Origin of the sequence: Streptomyces sp. NPDC088400, from assembly GCF_044753355.1 — a bacterium.
Taxonomy (GTDB): domain Bacteria; phylum Actinomycetota; class Actinomycetes; order Streptomycetales; family Streptomycetaceae; genus Streptomyces.
Genome location: NZ_JBIVMZ010000006.1, coordinates 299,338 through 321,941 on the forward strand (window position 1 = coordinate 299,338; position 22,604 = coordinate 321,941).

The 22,604-nt window shown below is 71.4% G+C and carries 19 protein-coding genes; 6 read left to right on the forward strand and 13 right to left on the reverse strand.

Annotated elements, in window-relative coordinates:
* The first annotated feature begins 3 nt into the window (after positions 1-3).
* Together ACIQD6_RS17810 and ACIQD6_RS17815 are read left to right on the forward strand one after the other, a co-directional pair.
* Positions 4-1,614: an FAD-dependent oxidoreductase gene (locus ACIQD6_RS17810; RefSeq protein ID WP_401883520.1), complete on the forward strand. Its 1,611-nt coding sequence runs from the start codon at positions 4-6 to the stop codon at positions 1,612-1,614.
* 108 nt (positions 1,615-1,722) lie between these two features.
* Positions 1,723-2,394: a FadR/GntR family transcriptional regulator gene (locus ACIQD6_RS17815; protein ID WP_401883522.1), complete on the forward strand. Its 672-nt coding sequence runs from the start codon at positions 1,723-1,725 to the stop codon at positions 2,392-2,394.
* A 45-nt stretch (positions 2,395-2,439) separates the two neighbouring features.
* Here ACIQD6_RS17815 and ACIQD6_RS17820 read toward each other — a convergent pair whose 3' ends face one another.
* The 5 genes from ACIQD6_RS17820 to ACIQD6_RS17840 all read right to left on the reverse strand — a co-directional run bounded on the left by ACIQD6_RS17820 (position 2,440) and on the right by ACIQD6_RS17840 (position 8,347).
* Positions 2,440-3,468 (reverse strand): ABC transporter permease, encoded by a 1,029-nt coding sequence (locus ACIQD6_RS17820; protein WP_401883524.1) that lies wholly within the window; start codon positions 3,466-3,468, stop codon positions 2,440-2,442.
* The gene (locus ACIQD6_RS17825) at positions 3,465-5,051 is read right to left on the reverse strand and encodes a sugar ABC transporter ATP-binding protein (RefSeq protein WP_401883526.1); all 1,587 of its coding nucleotides are present in this window, start codon (positions 5,049-5,051) and stop codon (positions 3,465-3,467) included. Before ACIQD6_RS17825 ends, ACIQD6_RS17820 begins: the two co-directional genes overlap by 4 nt.
* A gap of 2 nt (positions 5,052-5,053) precedes the next feature.
* The gene (locus ACIQD6_RS17830; RefSeq protein WP_401883528.1) at positions 5,054-6,148 is read right to left on the reverse strand and encodes a sugar ABC transporter substrate-binding protein; all 1,095 of its coding nucleotides are present in this window, start codon (positions 6,146-6,148) and stop codon (positions 5,054-5,056) included.
* Between the two features lie 85 nt (positions 6,149-6,233).
* Positions 6,234-7,010 (reverse strand): SDR family NAD(P)-dependent oxidoreductase, encoded by a 777-nt coding sequence (locus ACIQD6_RS17835; RefSeq protein ID WP_401883530.1) that lies wholly within the window; start codon positions 7,008-7,010, stop codon positions 6,234-6,236.
* Positions 7,007-8,347, reverse strand: a complete 1,341-nt coding sequence (locus ACIQD6_RS17840; protein ID WP_401883531.1) for an enolase C-terminal domain-like protein — start codon at positions 8,345-8,347, stop codon at positions 7,007-7,009. The genes ACIQD6_RS17835 and ACIQD6_RS17840 overlap by 4 nt, the downstream gene beginning before the upstream one ends.
* Positions 8,348-8,645: 298 nt before the next feature.
* Between ACIQD6_RS17840 and ACIQD6_RS17845 the strand changes: the two genes are divergently transcribed.
* Entirely contained in the window at positions 8,646-9,830 is a 1,185-nt protein-coding gene (locus tag ACIQD6_RS17845) for a PAC2 family protein (protein WP_401883533.1), read from the forward strand.
* A 155-nt stretch (positions 9,831-9,985) separates the two neighbouring features.
* On the opposite strand, the gene ACIQD6_RS17850 is transcribed toward ACIQD6_RS17845, so the two are convergent.
* From ACIQD6_RS17850 to ACIQD6_RS17870, 5 genes are all read right to left on the reverse strand, one after another.
* Positions 9,986-10,972: a superoxide dismutase gene (locus ACIQD6_RS17850; RefSeq protein WP_401883535.1), complete on the reverse strand. Its 987-nt coding sequence runs from the start codon at positions 10,970-10,972 to the stop codon at positions 9,986-9,988.
* Positions 10,973-11,193: 221 nt separating this feature from the next.
* The gene (gene mshC / locus ACIQD6_RS17855) at positions 11,194-12,423 is read right to left on the reverse strand and encodes a cysteine--1-D-myo-inosityl 2-amino-2-deoxy-alpha-D-glucopyranoside ligase (protein WP_401883537.1); all 1,230 of its coding nucleotides are present in this window, start codon (positions 12,421-12,423) and stop codon (positions 11,194-11,196) included.
* 181 nt (positions 12,424-12,604) lie between these two features.
* The gene (locus ACIQD6_RS17860; protein WP_401883539.1) at positions 12,605-13,528 is read right to left on the reverse strand and encodes an SCO1664 family protein; all 924 of its coding nucleotides are present in this window, start codon (positions 13,526-13,528) and stop codon (positions 12,605-12,607) included.
* Positions 13,492-14,082 carry a DUF3090 domain-containing protein gene (locus ACIQD6_RS17865; protein WP_401883540.1) on the reverse strand — a complete coding sequence of 197 codons (591 nt, stop codon included), beginning with the start codon at positions 14,080-14,082 and terminating at the stop codon, positions 13,492-13,494. Before ACIQD6_RS17865 ends, ACIQD6_RS17860 begins: the two co-directional genes overlap by 37 nt.
* A gap of 113 nt (positions 14,083-14,195) precedes the next feature.
* Entirely contained in the window at positions 14,196-14,882 is a 687-nt protein-coding gene (locus ACIQD6_RS17870; RefSeq protein WP_401883542.1) for a histidine phosphatase family protein, read from the reverse strand.
* A gap of 186 nt (positions 14,883-15,068) precedes the next feature.
* Here ACIQD6_RS17870 and ACIQD6_RS17875 point away from each other — a divergent pair, with 186 nt between their 5' ends.
* Entirely contained in the window at positions 15,069-16,094 is a 1,026-nt protein-coding gene (locus tag ACIQD6_RS17875; RefSeq protein WP_401883544.1) for a magnesium and cobalt transport protein CorA, read from the forward strand.
* 96 nt (positions 16,095-16,190) lie between these two features.
* Here ACIQD6_RS17875 and ACIQD6_RS17880 read toward each other — a convergent pair whose 3' ends face one another.
* Together ACIQD6_RS17880 and ACIQD6_RS17885 are read right to left on the reverse strand one after the other, a co-directional pair.
* Positions 16,191-16,976, reverse strand: coding sequence for a ferritin-like domain-containing protein (locus tag ACIQD6_RS17880; protein ID WP_401883546.1), 786 nt, complete (start codon positions 16,974-16,976; stop codon positions 16,191-16,193).
* Between the two features lie 295 nt (positions 16,977-17,271).
* Positions 17,272-18,324 carry an LLM class F420-dependent oxidoreductase gene (locus ACIQD6_RS17885; protein ID WP_401883548.1) on the reverse strand — a complete coding sequence of 351 codons (1,053 nt, stop codon included), beginning with the start codon at positions 18,322-18,324 and terminating at the stop codon, positions 17,272-17,274.
* A 129-nt stretch (positions 18,325-18,453) separates the two neighbouring features.
* Here ACIQD6_RS17885 and ACIQD6_RS17890 point away from each other — a divergent pair, with 129 nt between their 5' ends.
* Positions 18,454-19,437 (forward strand): aldo/keto reductase, encoded by a 984-nt coding sequence (locus ACIQD6_RS17890; protein WP_401883550.1) that lies wholly within the window; start codon positions 18,454-18,456, stop codon positions 19,435-19,437.
* Positions 19,438-19,463: 26 nt separating this feature from the next.
* Complete coding sequence (locus ACIQD6_RS17895; protein WP_401883801.1) at positions 19,464-21,821, forward strand: helix-hairpin-helix domain-containing protein; 2,358 nt, start codon at positions 19,464-19,466, stop codon at positions 21,819-21,821.
* 103 nt (positions 21,822-21,924) lie between these two features.
* Here the strand turns inward: ACIQD6_RS17895 and ACIQD6_RS17900 are convergent, their stop codons facing one another.
* Positions 21,925-22,575 (reverse strand): hypothetical protein, encoded by a 651-nt coding sequence (locus ACIQD6_RS17900; RefSeq protein ID WP_401883551.1) that lies wholly within the window; start codon positions 22,573-22,575, stop codon positions 21,925-21,927.
* Between the last annotated feature and the right edge of the window lie 29 nt (positions 22,576-22,604).

The following is a 22,604-nucleotide window of genomic DNA, read 5'->3' on the forward strand; positions in this document are numbered from 1 at the left end:
AACATGAGCACCCTGCAGAGTGTCCCCGCCCTGGGGACGCACCCGGCCGGCGGTTCCCTGCCGAGCCGTGCCGAGACCCGGGAACAGCTGTCCAACGCGACGTACGACCTCCTGGTGATCGGCGGCGGCATCCTGGGCATCTCCACCGCCTGGCATGCCTCCCAGTCGGGACTGCGGGTGGCCCTCGTGGACGGCGGCGACTTCGCCGGCGCGACCTCGTCCGCCTCCTCCAAGCTGCTCCACGGCGGTCTGCGCTACCTCCAGACCGGCGCGGTGAAGCTGGTGGCGGAGAACCACTTCGAGCGGCGTGCGGTGTCCCGGCAGGTGGCACCGCACCTGGCCAATCCGCTGACGTTCTACCTGCCGGTGTACAAGGGCGGCCCGCACGGCGCGACCAAGCTCGGCGCGGGCGTCTTCGCCTACTCCGCGCTCTCCGCGTTCGGTGACGGTGTCGGCCATGTGATCAGCCCGGCCAAGGCGCGCCAGTCCGTGCCCGCGCTGCGTACGGACAACCTCAAGGCCGTGGCCGTCTACGGCGACGACCAGATGAACGACGCGCGGATGGCGCTGATGACCGTCCGCGCGGCGGTCGACTCCGGGGCGACCGTCCTCAACCACGCCTCGGTCACCGGACTGCGCTTCACCCAGGGCCGGGTGACGGGCGCGGAGCTCAAGGACCGTACGGACGGTACGGAGTTCGGCGTCAACGCGCGGCTGGTCCTCAACGCCACCGGTCCCTGGGTCGACCACCTGCGGAAGATGGAGAACCCGGACGCCGCGCCCTCCATCCGGCTCTCCAAGGGCGCGCACCTGGTCCTCAAGCGCACCGCCCCCTGGAAGGCGGCGCTCGCGACCCCCATAGACAAGTACCGCATCACCTTCGCCCTCCCCTGGGAGGACATGCTGCTGCTCGGGACGACGGACGAGGCGTACGAGGGCGACCCCGCGGACGTCTCGGTCAACGAGAAGGACACCCACCAGATCCTGGACGAGGCGGCGTTCTCGGTACGGGACCAGCAGCTGACCCGCGATCTGATCACCTACTCCTTCGCGGGGCTGCGGGTGCTGCCCGGCGGGCCCGGCGACACCTCCAAGGCCAAGCGCGAGACGGTCGTGACGGAGGGCCGGGGCGGCATGCTGTCCGTCGCCGGCGGCAAGTGGACGACGTTCCGGCACATCGGCCGAACGGTGCTGGCCAAGCTGGAGTCCCTGCCGGGGCACCCGCTCGGCCAGGGCATGGAGCCGGTCGCGCGGCTGCCGAAGAAGCTTCCGCTGCCCGGCATCGCCAGCCCGAACGCGGTCGCCCACCGGCTGCTGATCGACGGCGGCGGCGAGGGCCCCTCCATGGCGGGGGACACCGCCCGGCATCTCGCCACCCACTACGGCTCGCTCGCCTTCGACATCGTGCGGCTGGCGAACGAGCGCCCGGAGCTGGCCGAGCGTATCCACCCGGACGCGCCGGAGATCTGGGCACAGGCCGTCTACGCCCGTGACCACGAGTGGGCCGAGACGGTGGACGACGTACTGCGCCGCCGTACGACGCTCACGATCCGCGGTCTGGCCACGGACGAGGTCCGCTCCCAGGTCGAGGACCTGCTGAAGAAGCGCGACTGACGGCACGGGCACGTGAGTGAGGGGCGCTTCCTTCGGGGAGCGCCCCTCTTCCGTATTCCCACTCGACGCATAATGGGGGCCGATACATCGGATGTATGGAGGTCGCCCATGGCTGTCACCGACGAGGCCATCGAGAGGATCAAAGGAATGATCGTCTCCGGCGCGCTGCGTCCGGGCGATCGGCTCCCCAAGGAGAGCGAGCTCGCCGCCGAGCTGGGGCTGTCCCGCAACTCCCTGCGCGAGGCGGTACGGGCGCTGTCCCTCATCCGCATCCTCGATGTACGGCAGGGCGACGGCACGTATGTCACCAGCCTCGATCCCCAACTGCTGCTGGAGGCGCTCAGCTTCGTCGTGGACTTCCACCGGGACGACACCGTGCTGGAGTTCCTGGCCGTACGGCGGATCCTGGAGCCGGCCGCCACGGCGATGGCGAGCGTCCGGATCAGCGAGGACGAACTGGACACGCTGAGCGCCCAGTTGGATGCCCTCGGCCCCGCGCCCTCGGTGGAACAGCTGGTGGCCGCCGACCTGGAGTTCCACCGCGGCATCGTGCGGGCGTCGGGCAACTCGGTGCTCTGCTCGCTCCTGGACGGGCTCTCCGGACCGACCACCCGGGCCCGGGTCTGGCGCGGGCTGACCCAGGAGGACGCGGTCAGCCGTACGCTCCACGAGCACCGGGCGATCCTGTCGGCGCTCCGCGACCGGGACGCCGAGGCGGCCAGGTCCTGGGCGACCGTGCACATCGCGAGCGTGGAGATGTGGCTCAGATCGACACTCTGAACCGCGGCGCTCTGAGCCACGGCCTCCCGGGCTTTCGCACCAGCGTCAGTCCTGCTTCTCACCGCTCGCGAAGCGCGAGATGACCAGCGCGACGATGATGATCGCGCCGTTGAGGAACTGGTTCCAGAGCGCCGGTACGCCCCCGAGCGTCATCACGTTGACCACCAGTTGAAGGGTCAGCACCCCGGTCAGCGCCCCGAAGAGCGTGCCGCGCCCGCCCTTGAGGCTGATGCCTCCGATGACGGCCGCGGCGAAGACCTGGAAGATCCAGCCATTGCCCTGGGTGGCCGCGACCGAGCCGTAGTGGCCGGTGTAGAGAATGCCCGCGAACGCCGCCAGCAGGCCGCCGGTCGCGAGGACGATCCAGGTGATCCGGTCCACCCTGATCCCGGCGGCGCGCGCCGCCTCCGGGTTGCCGCCGATGGCGTACAGCGCGCGCCCGTGCCGCAGCCAGGCCAGCGCCGCACCGCCGAGGGCGAACAGCGCCAGGCAGATCCAGACGGCGGCCGGGGCGCCCAGCCAGTCGGTCTTGCCCAGGTACCGGAAGGACTCCGGGACATCGGTGATCGACTTGCCCTCGGTGATGCCGATATGGAGACCGCGCAGCATGGTCAGCATGCCGAGGGTGGCGATGAAGCCGTTGACCCGCAGCTTGAGCATCAGGAAACCGTTGACCCCGCCGACGGCCATACCGACCAGCAGGCAGGCGGGTACGGCCGTCCAGACCGGCAGCAGACCGAGCCCGGCGAAGCGGCCGCCCTCCGCGGGCAGCACCAGCCACATGGCGACGACCGGCGCGATGCCGATCGTCGACTCCAGCGACAGGTCCATCCGCCCGCAGATCAGGATCAGCGCCTGGCCGAGCACGAGCAGGCTCAGCTCCGAGGATTGCTGGACGACGCTGATCAGATTGCCGGCGGTGAGGAAGACCGGCGAGACGATGAAGCCGATCACCATCAGCACCAGGATCACCGGTACGAGCGAGAAGTCGCTCCACCGGATGAACCGGAGCCGGGCCGGCGGGCTCGCGCTCCTGATGTCGTCGGCCACCGGCTGACGTACGGTCCCGGTCATTCCCGCTCCCCCACACCTTCCATGGCGGCGACCAGTTCCCGGTCGGTCCACCCACTGCCGAATGTGGCCACCACGCGCCCGTGGAACAGCGCGAGCACCCGGTCGCAGACCCGCAGATCGTCCAGTTCGTCCGAGACGATCACGGCCGCGCCGCCCTCGTCCGCCACCCGGCGCACCACGCCGAGCAGCGAGTCCTTCGACCGGACGTCGACACCGGCGGTGGGCCGCAGGGCGACCAGCACATGGGGCGCGCGGGCGAGCGCGCGGGCGACGACGACCTTCTGCTGATTTCCGCCCGAGAGGCCCGAGACCGGCTGCTCGGGACCCGTGGTCTTGATGTCGAGGGAGGCGATCATGGACCGGGCGAACTCCCGCGTACGGGACGGCAGTACGGTCCCCCAGGGGCCGAGCCGGCCGGCGACCGTGAGCGTGGCGTTCTCCGCGACGCTGCGGTCCGGGATCAGCCCCTGGCGGTGCCGGTCCTCGGGGATGTAGCCGATGCCCGCGTCCAGCGCGTCCGGGACGCTGCCGGGTCTGACCGGGCGCCCGTACACGGCGATCCGTCCCGAGGTCGCGGCGCGCATACCGGCGAGGGTCTCACCGAGCGCGGTGTTGCCGCTGGCCGCGGCCCCGGCCACGCCGAGCACCTCGCCGGGGCGTACGGCGAGGTCGAGCGGCTCGAACTCCCCGTCCAGCGCCAGCCCTTCGACCTCCAGCACCGGATCCGGTAGGGGGTCCCGTACACCCGTGGCGCGTACGGCGTGCCAGGCCGCGGTCTTACCGGCGGACTCGCCGGTCATCGCCGTCACCAGGTCCGACTTGGACAGCTCGGCGACCGGCGCGGTCAGCACGTGGCGGGCGTCGCGGTAGACGGTGACGGCGGTGCACAGCTCGTACACCTCCTGGAGGTGGTGGGAGATGAAGAGGAACGCCACTCCCTGGCCGCGCAGTTCACGGAGCTTGCCGAAGAGCCGCTGGATACCGCGCGCGTCGAGCTGCGCCGTGGGCTCGTCCAGGATGATCAGCCGGGCTCCGAAGGAGAGCGCCCGCGCGATCTCCACGAACTGCCGCTGTTCCACGGGGAGATCCTTCGCGCGGGTGTCCGGGTCGACCTCGACTCCGTACTCCGCGAGGAGCTCCCGCGCGCGCCCGCGCAGCCCCCGCCAGCTGATGAACCGGCGGCCCTTGCCGGAACCGGCCCCGGACAGACCGTAGTTGTTGAGGAACAGGTTCTCGGCGACGGTCAGATCCGGGACGACCATCGACTTCTGGTAGACACAGGCGACCTTGGACTGCCAGGCCGTGGTGTCTCCGAAGGCCGGCGCGGGCTCGCCACCGAAGGTGACCCGTCCCGCGTCGGGCCTGTGCAACCCCGTGACCACACCGACCAGGGTGGACTTGCCCGCGCCGTTGCGTCCTACGAGCGCGTGGGACTCGCCGGGGCGGACCGTGAGCCGGACTCCGTCGAGGGCGACGGTGGGGCCGAAGCGTTTGACGATGCCTTCCGCGTGCACGGCGGCCGGTGCTTCCCGTGTCTTCTGTGTCTCCTGTACTTCCCGCGCCTCCCGCTCCCTCGGCTCCATGGCTAGCTCTTCTTCTCCAGCTGGTTGGCCCACAGCTTCTGGTCGTCCACGTTCTCCCTGGTCACCAGGGGCGCGGGAAGCTGGTCCTCGAAGCCGTTCGGGATCTTGATGACCGTGGAGCCGTGATCGGTCGGCCCCGCCTTCGGAGCCTTGCCCTCCAGTGCCCGTTCGGCCCAGTACAGCGCGTACTTGGCGTAGAGGTCGGCCGGCTGGGAGACGGTGGCGTCGATCTTTCCCGCGCGGATGGCGTCCAGTTCCTCCGGGATGCCGTCGTTGGAGACGATCGTGATGTGTCCCGGCGTGCCGGCCGCCTTGAGCAGTTTCTTCTGCTCCAGCAGGGCCAGGGTCGGCTGGAGGAAGACCCCGCCCGCCTGCATGTAGATACCGTTGATGTCGGGATGGGCGGCGAGCGTCGACTGGAGCTTGGCCGAGGCCACATCGCCCTTCCAGTCGGTGGCCAGCTCGAAGACCCTGATGCCGGGGTACTTCCGGTGCATGCACGACTTGAACGCCTCTGAGCGGTCACGCCCGTTGATGGAGGAGAGGTCCCCCTGGAACTCGGCGACCTTGCCCTTGCCCTTCAACTGCTCGCCCAGGTACCGGCAGGCCTGTTCGCCGTACGCGCGGTTGTCGGCCCGTACGACCATGTAGACGTCGCCCGTGTCGGGCCGGGTGTCCACGCTGACGACGGGGATCTTCCTCTCGCTCAGCGTCCGGAGCGTCTCGGCGATCGCCCCGGTGTCCTGCGGAGCCATGACGACGGCCTTGGCGCCCTGGTCGGTGAAGACCTGGACGTTGGAGACGAGCTTCCCGATGTCGTTCTGCGAGTTGGTCAGCGGGAGCGCGTCGATGCCGTCCGCCGTGACGCCCTTCTCCACATACCCCTGGTAGGAGTTCCAGAAGTCGCTGTCGCTGCGCGGCAGATCGATACCGACCTTCCCGCCGCCCGCGGCGCCGCTCCCCTGGTCGCGGTTGCAGCCCGCCAGGGCCGTGACGGCCAGGAGTACGGCGCAGGCCGAGGCGCTCGCCGTACGCAGGCGGCGAAGCGTCGGACGCGGTCCGTGAAGTGGGGAACGCCCCACGGTGTGTCGTGGCATGGATGTCCCGTCCTTGGTCCCTAGGGGGTGTCTGCGGCTCAGGTCCAGGGGTGTCTACGGCTCAGGTCCAGGAGGTGTCGGCGGCTCAGGTGGCGGGGCGCAGGCGCAGCCCCTGCATTCCACCGTCGACGGCGAACGCCGTGCCCGTGACGGCGGCGGAGGCGGGGCTCGCCAGATGGACGACGGCCGCGGCGACCTCGTCCGCGCCGACCAGCCGTCCCATGGGCTGGCGGGCTTCGAGAGCGGCCCGTTCGGCCACCGGGTCCTCCGCCTGGTCGAGCAGCCGGCCGACCCAGGGGGTGTCGGCCGTACCGGGGTTGACGCAGTTGACGCGGATGCCCTCACGGACATGGTCGGCGGCCATCGCCAGGGTCAGCGACAGGACCGCGCCCTTGCTGGCGCTGTAGAGGGCCCGCTGCGGGAGCCCCGCGGTGGCGGCGATGGAGCAGGTGTGGGTGACCGAGACGAGGCCGGGCCGGTCGACGGCCGAGCGGCGCAGATGGGGCAGCGCGTGGCGGGCGGTACGGACCATGCCGAGGACGTTGACGTCGAGGACGCGCCGCCACTCCTCGTCGGTGTTGTCCGCGACGGTGCCGATGGCGCCGATGCCCGCGTTGGAGACGACCGTGTGCAGCGCGCCGAACTCCGCCGCCGCCGCGTCCACCGCCTCCCGTACCGCCGTGTCGTCGGTGACGTCGGCCGCGAGCGCGAGCGCCCCGGCGGGTGCTCCGGCGCACTCCCGGTCCAGTACGGCGACCCGGGCGCCCCGCTCCAGCAGCAGTCTCGCGACGGCCGCCCCGATACCGGAGGCGCCGCCGGTCACCAGGGCGCCGAGCCCCTCGAAGTCGCGTACGGCCGTCATGCGTCTGCCTCCTGAGCTTCGGTCCGGGCCGGGTCGGTGGTACGGCGGGCCTGCCAGACGGGCCCCTCCGGGTAGCGGTGTGCGGCGATCGACGCGGGGAGCATCCGGGCGGAGAAGCCCGGGGCGACGGGCGGCCGGTAGCGCCCGGAGGTGATCACCACGGGGTCGGCGAAGTGCTCGTGGAGATGGTCGACGTACTCGATGACCCGGTCGTCCTGGCTGCCGGAGACGGCGATGTAGTCGAACATCGAGAGGTGTTGCACCAGTTCGCAGAGTCCGACGCCGCCCGCGTGCGGGCAGACGGGGACCCCGAACTTGGCCGCGAGCAGCAGGATCGCCAGGTTCTCGTTGACTCCGGCGACCCGGGCCGCGTCGATCTGGACGTAGTCGACGGCTTCGGCCTGGAGCAGCTGCTTGAAGACGACCCGGTTGGCGGCATGTTCGCCGGTGGCCACCTTGACCGGCTGGCCCGCCCGTACGGCCGCGTGCCCGAGGATGTCGTCGGGGCTGGTCGGCTCCTCGATCCAGTGCGGTGTGTAGGGGGCGAGCGCGGACATCCGGCGCAGCGCCTCGGGCACGTCCCAGCGCTGGTTGGCGTCGACGGCGATCCGGACGCCGGGGCCGACGGCGGCGCGCGCCAGCTTCATCCGCCGTACGTCGTCCGCGAGATCGCCGCCGACCTTGAGCTTGATCTGCTCGAAACCGTCGGCGACCGCCTGTTCGGCCAGCGCGACCAGTTTGGTGTCGGAGTAGCCGAGCCAGCCCGGTGAGGTGGTGTACGCGGGGTAGCCCTCGGCCCGGAGCCGGGCGGTCCGCTCGGCACGCCCCGGCTCCGCGGCGCGCAGGATGGCCAGGGCCTCGTCCGGGGTGAGGGCGTCGGTCAGATAGCGGAAGTCGACCAGCGAGACGAGTTCTTCGGGCGTCATCGTGGCGAGGAACTCCCAGACGGGCTTGGCCGCGGCCTTGGCCGCCAGGTCCCAGGCCGCGTTGATCACGGCGCCCGCCGCCATGTGCGTCACGCCCTTCTCCGGGCCGAGCCAGCGCAGTTGCGAGTCGTGGGTGAGTTCGGTGGAGAGCGCGGCGAGAGAGGCCGCGTCGTGCGGGGCCGGGCGACCGAGGACGTACGGGCGCAGCGCCTCGATGGCGGCGGCGGTGACCTCGTTCCCGCGCCCGATGGTGAAGCAGAAGCCGTGCCCCTCGGTGCCGTCGTCGGTACGCAGGACCACATAGGCCGCCGAGTAGTCGGGGTCGGGGTTCATGGCGTCGGAGCCGTCGAGCTGTTCCGAGGTCGGGAAGCGGATGTCGTGGACCTCGAACCCCGTGACGGTCTGGCTCATGCACGCTCCCGTGAAGAAGAACATCGGACCTCTTCGGTCATCCGATGTATAGCGGTGGGCACGCCCGACCGTCCAGGGTCGGGACGAGATTTCCGGCTGCGCCCCGCGAGGGGCCAGGACCACAGCTCGGATGAATCGGTGGAGCAATCTGTTGAGCGCTGGAGTAAATCTCCAGCGACCGCCCGACCCATGCGCCCGTACGACGAAGTTCACCCGAGCGTGCACGGGGCTGCGGACGGGCAGAGGTAAAGCCGTAAGGTTGGTCCGTACGAGAGGGAACTTCGGAAGGAGGCACTGGGTGATCGAGCTCGAGGGGGTTCCCGAGCTGATCGACCCGGTCATGGTGGCCGCGTTCGAGGGCTGGAACGACGCGGGCGACGCGGCCTCCACAGCGGTGGCGCATCTGGACCGGGAGTGGAAGGGCGAGGTGTTCGCGGCGCTCGACGCCGAGGACTACTACGACTTCCAGGTCAACCGGCCCACGGTCTACCTGGACGGCGGCGCGCGGAAGATCACCTGGCCGACCACCCGGCTCTCCGTGGTGCGGGTGGGCGGGGAGAAACCCCGTGACCTGGTGCTGGTCCGCGGTATCGAGCCGTCCATGCGCTGGCGGTCGTTCTGCAACGAGTTGCTGGGCTTCGCCCATGAACTGGGCGTGGAGATGGTGGTCATCCTGGGCGCGCTGCTCGGCGACACCCCGCACACCCGGCCGGTGCCGGTCAGCGGGGTCACCTCGGACACGGACCTGGCCAGGACGATGGACCTGGAGGAGACGCGGTACGAGGGCCCGACCGGCATCGTCGGCATCCTCCAGGAGGCGTGCACGCACGCGGGCGTACCGGCGGTGAGCCTGTGGGCCGCCGTACCGCACTACGTGTCGCAGCCGCCCAACCCGAAGGCGACGCTGGCGCTGCTCAACCGCCTGGAGGACCTCATCGGCCTCCGCATCCCGCAGGGTGAACTGGCGGAGGACGCACGGGCATGGCAGCTGGGGGTGGATCAACTGGCCGCCGAGGACACCGAGGTGGCGGAGTACGTCCAGTCGCTGGAGGAGGCGCGGGACACCGCGGAGCTTCCCGAGGCGTCCGGCGAGGCCATCGCCCGGGAGTTCGAGCGGTATCTGCGGCGGCGTGACGGCGGTCCCGGCCAGGCGCCGGGAGGACCGGGTGGCCCCGGAGGCGCGGGCAGCCATGCCACGGAGAGCGGTGACAGTTCGTCGTTCCTGCGCGACGCGCCGGGTGGCCGGGCCCGTCCGCAGAAGCCACCGCGCGGCGGTCCGGAGGCGGACACGGAAACGGGTACGGAGACCGGCCCGGACAAGGGCAAGGGCTCCGGTCCGGACGAGGACGCCGATACGGATACGGACAGGGACGCCGGGCGGGGCACAGACGCCGCGCCGGGCAAGGATGTCGCACCGGGCAAGGACGCGAAGCCGGACTCCGATGCCGGTAGGGACGGCAAGGACGATTCGTCCGAGGACTGAGGCCAAGGCCGCACTGAGGCCAAGGCCGGACCGGGAAGACTGAGTGAGGCCCGCTCAACAGAGCGCGGGAACCGGAAGGTTGAGCGGGGCGACGCCGTCGGGCGCCGCCCCGCTCCCGTACCAGAGCTCCCGTACCAGCCGTACGTACCAGCCGGTCAGGCTCCGGCGTCCCGCACACGCTCGACCGACACGACGTCGTAGTCCGTCTCCGGCGTCGGCTGCGCCACATCGAAGCGGGCGTTGGGCAGATAGATACGGTCCTGCCAGACCGCTGCCGTCGTCGGGACCCGGAAGCGATCCGGCGCGGTGATCCGGGTGATCGCGGTGCCCCGCGTGCCCGCGTCGTCGAGTTCCAGTACGTCGATGGCGTTCTGCCGGTTCTGTACGGCATGGAGGGTCCGGCCGAGAAGCAGCAGACCGTCGCCGTTCGGCAGCCGGGTCGGACCGAGATCCACCGCACGCGCGACGCCCGTGTCCGGATCGACCCGCATCAACCCGCCGCCGTTCACGAAGCTGTTGACCACGAGCAGCGCCCGGCCGTCCGGTGTGGGCGTGATGCCGTTCGCGGTGAGGGCCGGTCCCTGGGCCCAGTCCCCGCTCAGCGGCAGGGTGGTGACCTCGTCGCCCGGCTCACCGTCGCGGCCCAGCGCCAGCCTGTAGAGCTGCGGATGGAACGAGTCGGTGAACCAGGCGGCGCCTGGCGTCAGGATCACATCGTTGACCATCGTGCGATCCGTGCCCACGGTGAAGGTCTTCGTGATCCGGCCGGTGCGCACGTCGGCGATCCGGATCTCGCGGCTCACGCCACCACAGAGGAACAGCCGGCCCCGGGAGTCGGTCTTCAGCCCGATGACGGGATGGTCCGGACCGAGCCCGGGGACGACGATCCGGCCGCGTCCGGTGGCGAGACTCACGCGGAGCACGGCGCCGTGGGCTATCGACCCGACATAGGCGTACGGCTCCGAGCCGATGGTGATGCCCTCGGGCCGGAAGCCGTCGGGCAGCGGGAAACCGGCGGGCCACGGGCTCCCGGTGGGCTGCGCCGCGGCGGCCGTACCGCCGAGCGGGGCGAGGAGCGCCGCGCCGCCGACGGCTGCCGCCGCGCCGATCAATCTCCTGCGTGCGAAGGAACGTTGCGTCATGGGCGTCCTTCCGACGAATGATCTACAGACGCTCACACCCCATCACATGGGCTGCCGCCGCACGGTGTTTGGCCGAATCACAGAGCACAGCCCGTCCGGTAACCGCCGGGTGCGCGGTGCGTACCGCCGACGATCCGGTCCGCCACCGCGCGATCGTGGGCGAGAGACGGTTCGTGCCCGCACCGCCGGAGCGATGCGGGCACGGAACTCCTGGGTCGTGTCTAGAGCGCGACGCCCAGCAGCGCGTCGACCGCGCGCGAGACGACGCCGGGCGCCCCCTCGTCCGTACCGCCGGTGGAGCCCTGGAGCGCGGCCCAGCGGTCGACGGCCACGAGCGCCGTCGGCGCGTCCAGGTCGTCGGCCAGTGCCTCGCGGATCTCCTCGACCAGCGCCTCGGCCGACGGACCGTCGGGCCGCGACACCGCCGCACGCCAGCGGCCCAGCCGGTCCACCGCGTCCTGGAGCACCTGGTCCGTCCACTCCCAGTCGGAGCGGTAGTGGTGCGCGAGCAGGGCGAGGCGGATCGCCGCCGGGTCCACGCCGTCGCGGCGCAGCGTCGACACGAAGACGAGATTGCCCTTGGACTTGGACATCTTCTCGCCGTCGAGACCGACCATGCCGGCGTGCACGTAGGCCTTGGCGAACGGGTGTTCACCGGTCAGCGCCTGGGCGTGCGAGGCGCCCATCTCGTGGTGCGGGAAGGCCAGATCGCTGCCGCCGCCCTGGACGTCGAAGCCCATGCCGAGGTGGTCGAGGGCGATGGCCACGCACTCGATGTGCCAGCCGGGCCTGCCGCGGCCCAGGGTGCCCCCGTCCCAACTCGGCTCGCCCGGACGGGCGGCCAGCCACAGGATCGGGTCGAGCGGGTTCTTCTTGCCGGGGCGGTCGGGGTCACCGCCGCGCTCCGCCGAGAGCAGCCGCATGGCTTCCGTGTCGAGACGGGAGACCTCGCCGAAGTGCGGATCGGCCGCCACGGAGAAGTAGACGTCGCCTTCGAGGTCGTACGCGGCCCCGGCCTCGCGCAGCCGCTCCACCAGCGGCACGATGCCCGGTATCGACTCGACGGCGCCGATGTAGTGCTGGGGCGGCAGCATCCGCAGCGCGGTCATGTCCTCCCGGAAGAGCGCCGTCTCGCGCTCCGCGAGCCCGGTCCAGTCCTCTCCGTCGCGCTGCGCCCGTTCCAGCAACGGATCGTCGACATCGGTCACGTTCTGGACGTAGTGAACCTGCCGCTTCGTGTCGAGCCACACGCGCTGAACGAGGTCGAACGCGTTGTAGGTCGCCGCGTGACCCATGTGGGTCGCGTCGTACGGAGTGATGCCGCAGACGTAGATACGGGCGACGGGACCAGGCGCGAGGGTGACGCGGCCATCGGTCGAGGTGTCGTGAATCCTGAGGTCGCGGCCCTTGCCAGGCAGGGCGGGGACCTCGGAAGCGGGCCAGGCATGCATGTCATGAGCGTAACCGGATGCAGCTTCCGGATAACAACCGGAGGGGCGGTCCTGGCCGGTTGGGCCCTCTTGCGCGAGCGGCCGCGAGCTGCTTACAGGGTCCCGAAGGCCTGGCTCCGAACTCTCCCGGCGCCCCCATACCGACAGCCCGGCAGCCCTCACACCCGTGGCCCGGCAGTCCTCACACTGGTGGCCAGGGAATGGCCGGCCACTGCCCCGAGGGCTGCGGGTGGCGGCCCGTACGCCGCAGCTCACGGACCCGGGCCCGCACGGCGTCGGTCTCGGCCGCCGTGATGAGTTCGGCCAGCCGGGTGGCGAGCGGCGCCGACCGGGCCAGGCCGTCCTCCAGCCGGGCGAGTACCTCCAGCACCTCGGCGGTCAGGCGTTCGCCCGCCCAGCCCCAGAGCAGGGTGCGCAGCTTGTCGTCCACGTTGAAGGTGACGCCGTGGTCGATGGCGTACAGCCGTCCCCCGGGCGCGGGCAGCAGATGGCCGCCCTTGCGGTCACCGTTGTTGATCACCGCGTCGAGCACGGCGAGCCGCCGCAGCCGTTCGTCGTCGGCGTGCACCAGCAGCGCCGTCTTCCCCTCGCCGACCTCGGCGAATCCGATCGCCTTCCAGCCCTCGCCCGGCTCCTCGTCCTCGACCAGGGCGAGCAGCCGGCCCGCTCCCGAGCCGTCGTCCTCTTCGGCCTCCGCCTCGATCCACAGCTGGCACATGCCCTCGCCGTACGGGCCCTCCCGCAGCACGGTCGGTGGCACCAGCGCCCAGCCGGTCGCCTCGGAGACCTCGTAGGCGGCCACCTCGCGCTGCGCGAGCGTCCCGTCGGGAAAGTCCCACAGGGGCTGCTCCCCCGCGACGGGCTTGTAGACGCAGTGCGCCTCGCGGCCCTCGTACGAGACGGAGCAGTACAGCGCCGCGTTGGAAGCGCCGGTGATCCGGCCGAGGACCGTCAGCTCCCCCTTGGCGAGCAGATCGATCGCGGTCACACCGTCCGGGGACTTCGCACGCTCCGGCTGGGGCGGAACCCCGCTCTCCGCTTCGGTCGCGACCAGGCTCTCCGGCGAGGTCACGCGTCGCGGCGGTATCCGTTCTGGCGCGGGCATACGTGTCCTTCCGGGTCGAGCGGCAGGCTGCACAACGGGCATGGCGGCCGGCCCGCGTTGACCACGTCCAGCGCGCGCTTGGCGAAGGCCCTGGCCTGGGATCCGGTCAGCCGTACGCGGAGCATCGGCGGACCGTTCTCCTCGTCCTGGAGCAGCCGCTCCTCGGCCTCGGCCAGATCCTCGTCGGTATCGGCGTCCAGCTCGACCAGAGCCTGCGCCTCGACGATCATGCGCTGCTCGTCCCCGTCCCAGGCCAGCGCCATCGTGCCGACCCGGAACTCCTCCTCGACGGGTGCGTCGAGAGGGGCGGAGTCGGAGATCTCGGAGGGCGCCATGGCCGGTACGGGGGCGTTGCCGCCGGTACGGCGTACGACCTCGTCGAGCAGTTCATCGATCCGCTCGGCGAGCGCTGCCACCTGGGTCTTCTCCAGGGCGACGCTGGTGACGCGCCCCGAGGCGGAAGCCTGCAGGAAGAACGTACGGCGCCCAGGCAGCCCGACCGTCCCGGCCACGAAGCGGTCCGGAGGGTCGTAGAGGAACACCTGACGGGACACGTCCTGTCTCCCTTGGAAATCGGCGGACACGGAATGAGGCGTACCGGGAACCGGAGGCCGGGTAGAGACCTTGGATCACTCGGACGGCGCGTCCACCCTACTGCGCTGAGCGATCACGGTGCTCCCGCGCCGCCGCCCACAACACCGCTGCCACCGCTGGTGTTCTCGCGCGGCGCGAGTCCGCCGAGGTCGCCCGTGTCGCCGAGCCGTACCAGAAACGGGCGCAACGGGGTGTACCGGACGGCCGTCACCGAGCACGGGTCCACATGGATCCGCTGAAAAAGATCCAGATGCATTCCGAGGGCATCCGCCACGAGCGCCTTGATGATGTCCCCGTGCGAGCACATCAGGAAGACGGCGTCCTCGCCGTGCTCCTCCTCCACGCGCGCGTTCCACTCCCGTACGGCGTCCACGGCACGCGCCTGCATGGCGCGCAGCGACTCACCGCCGGGGAAGGCGGCGGCGGAGGGGTGCTGCTGCACGACCGTCATCAGCGGCTCGTCGGCCAGCTCGGCGAGCTTGCGGCCCGACCAGTCGCCGTAGTGGCACTCGCCGATCCGTTCGTCGGTCTGCGGCTCCAGCCCCGGCCGGGCGTCCAGCAGCGGCTGGAGGGTCTCCCGGCAGCGCTGGAGCGGGCTGGTGACGACGGCGGCGAGCGGCACGCCGGCCAGCCTTCCGGGCAGCGCGGCCGCCTGGGCGGCGCCGCGCTCGTCGAGGGAGACGCCCGGCGTCCAGCCCGCGAGCAGCCCCGCCGTGTTGGCGGTGGACCGTCCATGACGTACGAGGATCAACGTGGCCATGCCCGCCAGCGTAGGCCCTGTCCGGCGCACCGGTCCTCGATCGGGTCGTCACCCGGACATCCGGCGGACGGCCGGCGATCCGGCCCGGCCGGCGGTCCGCACACCGGTCAGCAGCCCGCACGCGGATCGGAGGCCTGTACTCCGGTCGACCGCGAGAGGTGCGTACGACGCCCCGGAACGGGCAGAATGCCCGCCGTGATCGTGGACTGCGCCATCTACCGCGACGGACGCCGCACCGACGGGCCCGCCGATTTCTCCGACGCCCTGGACGAGGCGCGCGCCGAGGGGGACGCGTTCCTGTGGATCGGGCTGCACGAGCCGACCGAGAAGGAGTTCGGCCTGGTGAGCAGCGAGTTCGGGCTGCATCCGCTGGCCGTGGAGGACGCGCTCACCGCCCATCAGCGGCCCAAGCTGGAGATCTACGACGACTCGCTGTTCGTGGTCCTCAAACCGGTGGAGTACGAGCCCGAGAGCGACACCGTCTCCACCGGTGAGCTGATGGTCTTCATAGGCGATTCCTTCGTGGTGACGGTCCGGCACGGCGAGGGCGCCCCGCTCGCCGCCGTACGGCAGCGGCTCGAATCGGAGCCCGAGGTGCTCAAGCACGGCCCCACCGCGGTGCTGTACGCCGTCAGCGACGAGATCGTGGACCACTACATCGAGGTGGCCGGGGAACTCCAGGTCGACCTGGAGGAGTTGGAGGCGGAGGTCTTCGCGCCGAGCGGGGACGACAACGGGGCACCGTCGTCCCGCTTCTCGGCGACCGCGAAACCGACCGCGGAGCTGATCTACAACTTCAAGCGGCAGGTACTGGAGTTCCGCCGGGCCAGCGTGCCGCTGGCGGCGCCGATGGCCCGGCTGGCGGGCGCGGGCGTGCCGTTCGTCCATGATCACTCGCAGCCGTTCTTCCGGGACGTCAACGACCACCTGCTGCACGCCAACGAACAGGTGGAGGGGCTGGACCGGCTGCTCTCCGACATCCTCGCGGCGCATCTCGCGCAGATGGGGGTGCGGCAGAACGACGACATGCGGAAGATCTCGGCGTGGGCGGCCATGGCCGCCGTTCCCACGCTGGTCGCGGGGATCTACGGGATGAACTTCGAGCACATGCCGGAGCTCGGGTATGTGTGGGCGTATCCCGCGGTGCTGGGGTTCATGGTGGTCGCGGTCTTCGGACTGCACCGGATGTTCAAGCGGCGAGGCTGGCTCTGAGCGCTCCGGAGGCGAGGCGACCGGGGCCTGGGTGGCCAGGTCGGAGAACCGGGGCCGGGGTGACCGGGTCAGAGAACCGGATCCGGTGTTGCCGGGTCAGAGAACCGGGGCCGGGGTGGCCGGGCCGCCGAGGGCGTCGCGTCGCTCCGGCATCGTCAGGCTGACCATCCGGCGCCAGCCGGTCACCCGCTCGTACGCGTACACGCCGTTGATCCCCGCCGCGAGCGCCGCGGCCTTGGGCGCGGGCCAGCCCAGGAGCCGCCCCATCCGCTCCATCACCGCCAGGCCGACCTGGCGGTAGATCTGGATCTCGGAAAGAGCGCAGAGCCGCAGGGTGCGCTGGATCAGCGGGCCATGCCCCTCGCGGGCGAGCCGCAGCAGTTCCTCGTGACAGTAGGCGAGATGGTTGTCCTCGTCATCGCTGATGATCTTGACGGCCTTGCCGACCTCGGGGTTCTCGCCGAAGTACCTGACCAGCATCACCATCTGGTCGGCGGCCCGCTGCTCGGTGATCCGGCTGTGCGCGAGGTAGACGACGACGTCCTCCTCGCTCAGCGGTTCCTCACGGCGCAGCTTCGTATGGGTGAGCCCGATGCCCCGGCGCTCCAGCAGCATGGTGTAGTCGGTCTCCCACGGGACCTGTACGGGTTCGAGGCCGCGCTTCCTCAGGAGGGCGGTGAAAATCCGCCCGTGCTTGTCTTCGTCCGCGCCGTGCCGGGTGATCTTCGGGGCGAGGTGCCGCATGCTCTCCGGCACCAGGGCGGCGATGCGGCCGTTCTCCCAGCCTCCCTGCGCCTCGCCGCTGGCCGCGATGGAGCAGAAGAGCTGGAAGGACCGATCGTCGTCCAGGATTTCCTGGAACAGGCTTCGAGCCGAGAGCATCACTGCCACCTCCATACAGACATCCGCAGAAACCGAGTCAAATGGGGTGCGGGATGGCGGGCAACAGCTGCGCCGTTCGACTGAGCCGAAAGACTGAGCCGAATGAAGGACCACGAGGGTGGCTCCGGCGCGTAACCGAGCGGGTCAGGGCGCGTTGTCGTATGCGACGGCCGTGGCGGGGAAGACCCTCGAGCCCCCACCACGGCCGCAGACTTCCCTCCCGTACGCCCGGCTCCGGGCATCGCCCATTCGGGCGTAGCCACGCCGGGAGCAGGGGAACTGCCGACCGGCGAGGCTACGACACCAGGCCGGCGCGCTCCAGGGCCTCCGTACCGGCACGCAGCGCGGCGATCCGCTCATCGAGCGTGAACCCGGCCGGTGCGAGCGTCAGCGTCGTGACGCCCGCGGCGGCGTACGCCCGCATCCGGTCGGCGATCCGCTCCACCGGACCGAGCAGCGTCGTCGAGTCGATCAGCTCGTGCGGGACGGCCGCCGCGGCGCCCTCCTTGTCGCCGGAGAGGTACTTGTCCTGGATCTCGGCGGCCTCCTTCTCGTACCCCATGCGCTGCGCGAGCTGGTTGTAGAAGTTCTGCTTGCGGCTGCCCATACCGCCCACGTAGAGGGCGGTGTACGGGCGGAAGACATCGGCCAGGGCGTTGATGTCGTCGCCGAGGGCGATCGGCACGGTGGGGCACACGTCGAAGCCGTCCATGGTCAGGCCGGCCTTCTCGCGTCCCGCGCGCAGATGCTTGATCGCCGTGTCCTCCAGGTGGTCCGCGGAGGGGAAGATCAGCAGCGCTCCGTCGCCGATCTCGCCGGTCTGCTCCAGGTTCTTGGGCCCGATCGCGGCGATGTAGAGCGGGATGCGCTCGCGCTCCGGGTGCACGGTGAGCTTCAGCGGTTTGCCGGGGCCGCCGGGCAACGGCAGGGTCCAGTGCTCGCCCTCGTACGACAGCCGCTCGCGGGACATGGCCCTGCGGACGATCTCGACGTACTCCCGGGTGCGGGCGAGGGGCTTGTCGAACTTCACGCCGTACCAGCCCTCGGAGACCTGCGGTCCCGAGACGCCGAGGCCGAGCCGGAACCGTCCGCCGGAGAGCGAGTCGAGGGTGGCCGCCGTCATGGCGGTCATCGAGGGCTGACGGGCCGGGATCTGAAGGATCGCCGAGCCGATGTCGATGCGCTCCGTCTGCGCCGCGACCCAGCTCAGCACGGTCGGGGCGTCGGATCCGTACGCCTCGGCCACCCAGCAGACGTCATAGCCGAGCCGGTCGGCCTCCTGCGCGACCGCGAGGTTGTCGCCGTTCATCCCCGCGCCCCAGTACCCGAGGTTGATGCCGAGCCGCATAACCACTCCCTTACTGATGAGTAACGTCCCTGTGCCGGGCGACTCTAGCGCGCGACGCGGGCATCCGTCAGGGGCGGGTTGTCCACAGGTTCTCTCCGCGTGGGGTCATGGCCAGTAATCTCAGCAGCCATGGAGCAGAGGCATCTCGGCCGTACCGGCCTGCGTGTGTCCCGAATCGGACTCGGCACCCTGACCTGGGGACGGGACACCGACGAGCATGACGCCGCCGACCAGTTGAAGACATTCTGGGAGGTGGGCGGAACGCTGATCGACACCGCGGATGTGTACGGCGGCGGCGAGGCCGAATATCTGCTCGGGCAGCTCGTCGAACGGCTCGTACCGCGCCGCGACCTGATCATCGCGACCAAGGCGGGCAGTGTGCCCGATCCGTACCGGCGCTTCGACGGGTCCCGCGGGCATCTGCTCGCGGCGCTCGACGCCTCGTTGGAGCGGCTCGGGACGGATTACGTGGATCTGTGGCAGATACACGCCTTCGACACCGGAACGCCGCTGGAGGAGACGCTCCACGCGCTGGACATCGCCGTCACCAGCGGCCGGGCCCGGTACGCGGGGGTGTCGAACTACTGCGGCTGGCAGCTGGCCAAGGCCGCCACCTGGCAGCTGGCCGCGCCGGGTATACGGACCCGGCTGGCCAGTACGCAGATGGAGTACTCACTGCTGCAACGCGGCGTGGAGCGCGAGGTGTTGCCGGCCGCGATCGATCTGGGGGTCGGGCTGCTGCCCTCGTCACCGCTCGGCCGCGGGGTGCTCACGGGCAAGTACCGGCACACCACGCCCTCGGACTCACGCGGTGCGTCGGACCATATGGCGTCGTTCGTCGAGCCCTACCTCGACGAGGCGGCGAGCCGGATCGTGGACGCGGTCGCGACGGCCGCGGAGGGGCTCGCCACGACGCCTCTGGAGGTGGCGCTGGCCTGGGTCAGGGACCGCCCGGGGGTGGTGGCGCCGATCATCGGCGCCCGCACGGCGCACCAGCTCACGGCCGCTTTGTCAGTGGAGAGCCTTAGTCTTCCTGACGAGATCTGCCAGGCGCTCGACGATGTGTCGGCGCCCGTGCACCGCTACCCCGACCAGGACTGGAGCACGCTGTGAGTACGGACCGCGACACCGCCGCCGCCATGGAGGAGGCCGAGCCGACGGCCGACACGGGCCGGCACCCCGCGGACCCGGCGTCGGAGCCCGAGTCCGGGCTTGAGTCCGAGCGGGAAACCGACTCCGGGGAGCCTGAGCCCGCCGAGGGCGAGGGGGGTGGCGAGGGTGCTGCTGACGCGTCCGCCCAGGCCGCGGATGCCGGGACCGACGGCGGGACGGCAGAGACGGCAGAGACAACCGAGGCATCCGAGGCGGGAGAGGCGACCGAGGCCGCGGAGCCCACGGGCACCGACGAGACCGCCGCCGCTGCGGAAGTGTCCGACGCCGAGGCCGAGATGGCCGCGCAGCGGGAGTTGCGGGAGCGGATCGAGCAGCGCAAGGCGGAGAGGGCCGGGCCGATCGCCGCCGGTGCCAAGCTGAGCGGTCAGGCCGCCGATCTCCTCGCGGCCGTACGGGCCGTGGAGAGCGGCGCACCGGTGGACCCGGCCCTGGTGAGCCGGCCCACGCCCGCCGCGCCCGCCTCCGCACCCGCCGCCCCGGACCGGGCGCAGACACCCACGCACACTCCTCGCCAGGCCGCGTCAGCGCCCTCATCAGCCCCTCGTACCGCTCCGCCCGGGGCCGTGTCCGCGGTGCGGGCCGTGCTCGCCGAGGGCGGCGCACCGGAGGCGCTGGCGGGGCAGGTCACGGGCGTGCTCGGGGAGCAGGCCGCACACGCGTTGCGCCAGGACCCGTGGCAGCTGCTCGCCGTGCCCGGCGTGCGGCCCGAGCAGGCCGACGGATTCGCGCGGGCGCTGCTCGGTGCGGAGTGCGGCCCCGGCGACGAGCGCAGGGCCGCCGCGCTCGTCGGATGGCTGCTGGAGCGTGCCGCCCTCCAGGGCCACACCGCGCTGGAGGCGGCTTCGGTCCGCGCCGCGCTGGCCGGGCACGCGGTGCCGGATCCGGACGAGGCGGTGCAGCACGCCGTCGCGGAGGGCGCCGTGCTCGTCTTCCAGGACGGCCCGGAGGAGGCCGCGGAGGGGACGGACGGCACGGAGGACACGGAGGAGAGCGAGGCGGGGCAGGACCCGGAACACGGCGGGGACGCGGCCGGGGCGCCGACGGGCCCGGTGCTGCTGGGACTCGACCGGTATGCCCTCGCCGAGGAGAGCCTGGCCGACGGACTCGCGCGGCTGGTCAAGACCGGCCCCGAGACGTCCTGGGAGGAAGCCGCGACGGCGGCCGGCTCGCCCTCGGCCGCCGAGCTGATCCGCGCCGCCGCCGGCCATGGGCTCGTCCTGCACACGGGCGGTGAGGCCGCGCGCGCGGAGCCGCTCGCCCTGGCCGAGGCCGCCCGTACGCTCGGGATCCGCGTGGCCGTCGCGGTCCACAGCGAGAACGGACGCGCCCGGTCGGCCTCGCGTCCCGGCGCGGAATCGGACGCGGTCACCGTGGCCGGACTGCTCGCCGGCACGGAGGGCCCGGGGCGGGACGCGGACGGCATGTTCGCACTCGACCTCCTCGTCGTGCTGGACGCGCCGCAGCTGGACGTGGAGACGGCGGCGATGATCGTGGAGTCGCTGCCGGACAGCGGCCGTCTGGTGCTCAGCGGTGACCCCGGGGTGCTCTGGTCGGCGGGCGCGGGCCGGGTGTTCGCCGATCTGCTGGCCGCCCGGGTGTGCCCGCGGATCGTTTCCCGTACACCCGATCCGGGACCGATCGGTGAGCTGGTCTCGGGGATCGGCATCGGCGAGCTGAACCAGGTGGAGGCGCCCGGCAGGGAAGTCGTGATCGTTCCGGTACGGGACGCGGGCGAGGCGGTGCACCGCACGGTGCAGCTGGTCGCGGACTCGGTGCCGCGCGCCTTCGGGACGGCCACCGGACAGACGCAGGTGATCACCGTCGGCCATGGCGGCTCGGCGGGCACCCGCGCGCTCAACGCGGCGCTCAAGGAGCGGCTCAATCCGGGACCCGGGCGGTTCGGCGGCTTCGACCCCGGAGACCGGATCGCGTACATCCCCTCGCCCGGCCGGACGCTCCAGGGCTCCGTGGTCTCCGCGGACGCCGAAGGCCTGCGGCTGGACTGTGAGGGAGCGCCGGTCGTCGTGCCGAGGGACCGGGTCGAGTCGGCCGTGCGCCACGGCTGGGCGCTCACCGCGCACCAGGCGGCGGGGATGCGGTGGCCCGCGGCGGTGGTGGTGCTCCCCGGCGACGCCGCCCAGGGGCTGAGCCGGCCCTGGGTCTATACGGCCTTCAGCCGGGGCGACCGGCACCTGTCCGTGGTCCACGGCGTCGACCAGGCGCTTCCCCACGCGGTGGCCGAGATCCCGTCCCAGGAGCGCACAACCCGCTTGCAAGCCCTCGTGGAGGGTCTGCTGGCCCCGGACAGCGCCCCGGCCGGATGACTCCTGGGTGACCGGTGCGGCCGCCCGTACGACACCCCGTACGGGCCGGGTACGAGTCCGGGACCGGACTCGTACCCGGAAGGCGGGACGGGCGGTGGGCGGGTCAGGCGTCCTGCTCCTCCAGATCGTCCAGGTCCGCGTCGAGATCGTCCTCGTCGAAGACCGCGCTGACATCGAAGCGGCAGACCACCTGCTGGGGGTCGGCCTGGTCGAAGGGGGTGCTCAGCCACTCCCCCGGTTCGGGGAGGTCGTCCGCCGCCGCGACCCAGAGGGTGGAGTCGCCCTCTTCGAGCCCGAACTCCTTGTGCCTGGAGGCGATCTCGTCCGGTTCGTACTCCCCGAAGAGCACTCCCAGGGCCGCGTGCACACTGCTGCCGACCACGGCGCCGGTCTCGGCGTCCCGGTCCACATCGGCGATGCGCTGTGCCTGTGCGAGCAGCCGCTGCGGTTCCACCACCGCGTAGTCGCGCCGGATCAGCACGCTGAGGGCGTTCGGCTCCTCGGGACCGTTGTACGGCGGCAGTGAGTCATCCGGGTCCGGGATCTCGAAGGGGGTGACTTCGTCGTACCGGTTGTAGAGCCGCTCGTCGTAGACCTCGGCCGCGACGGCGAGGGCGTTGAACGCTTCGGAGACAGCCGGGTCGTCCTCACCCGTGCGGAGTTCGACCGCCGCGAGGTGGCGGTCCAGGGCTACCTTGACCGCCTCGGCGGCAGCGCGTACCTCGGCAGCGGTGGGCTGCGCAGCATCAGACATAGTGCAGACGCTATCCGTACCAGGGCTCT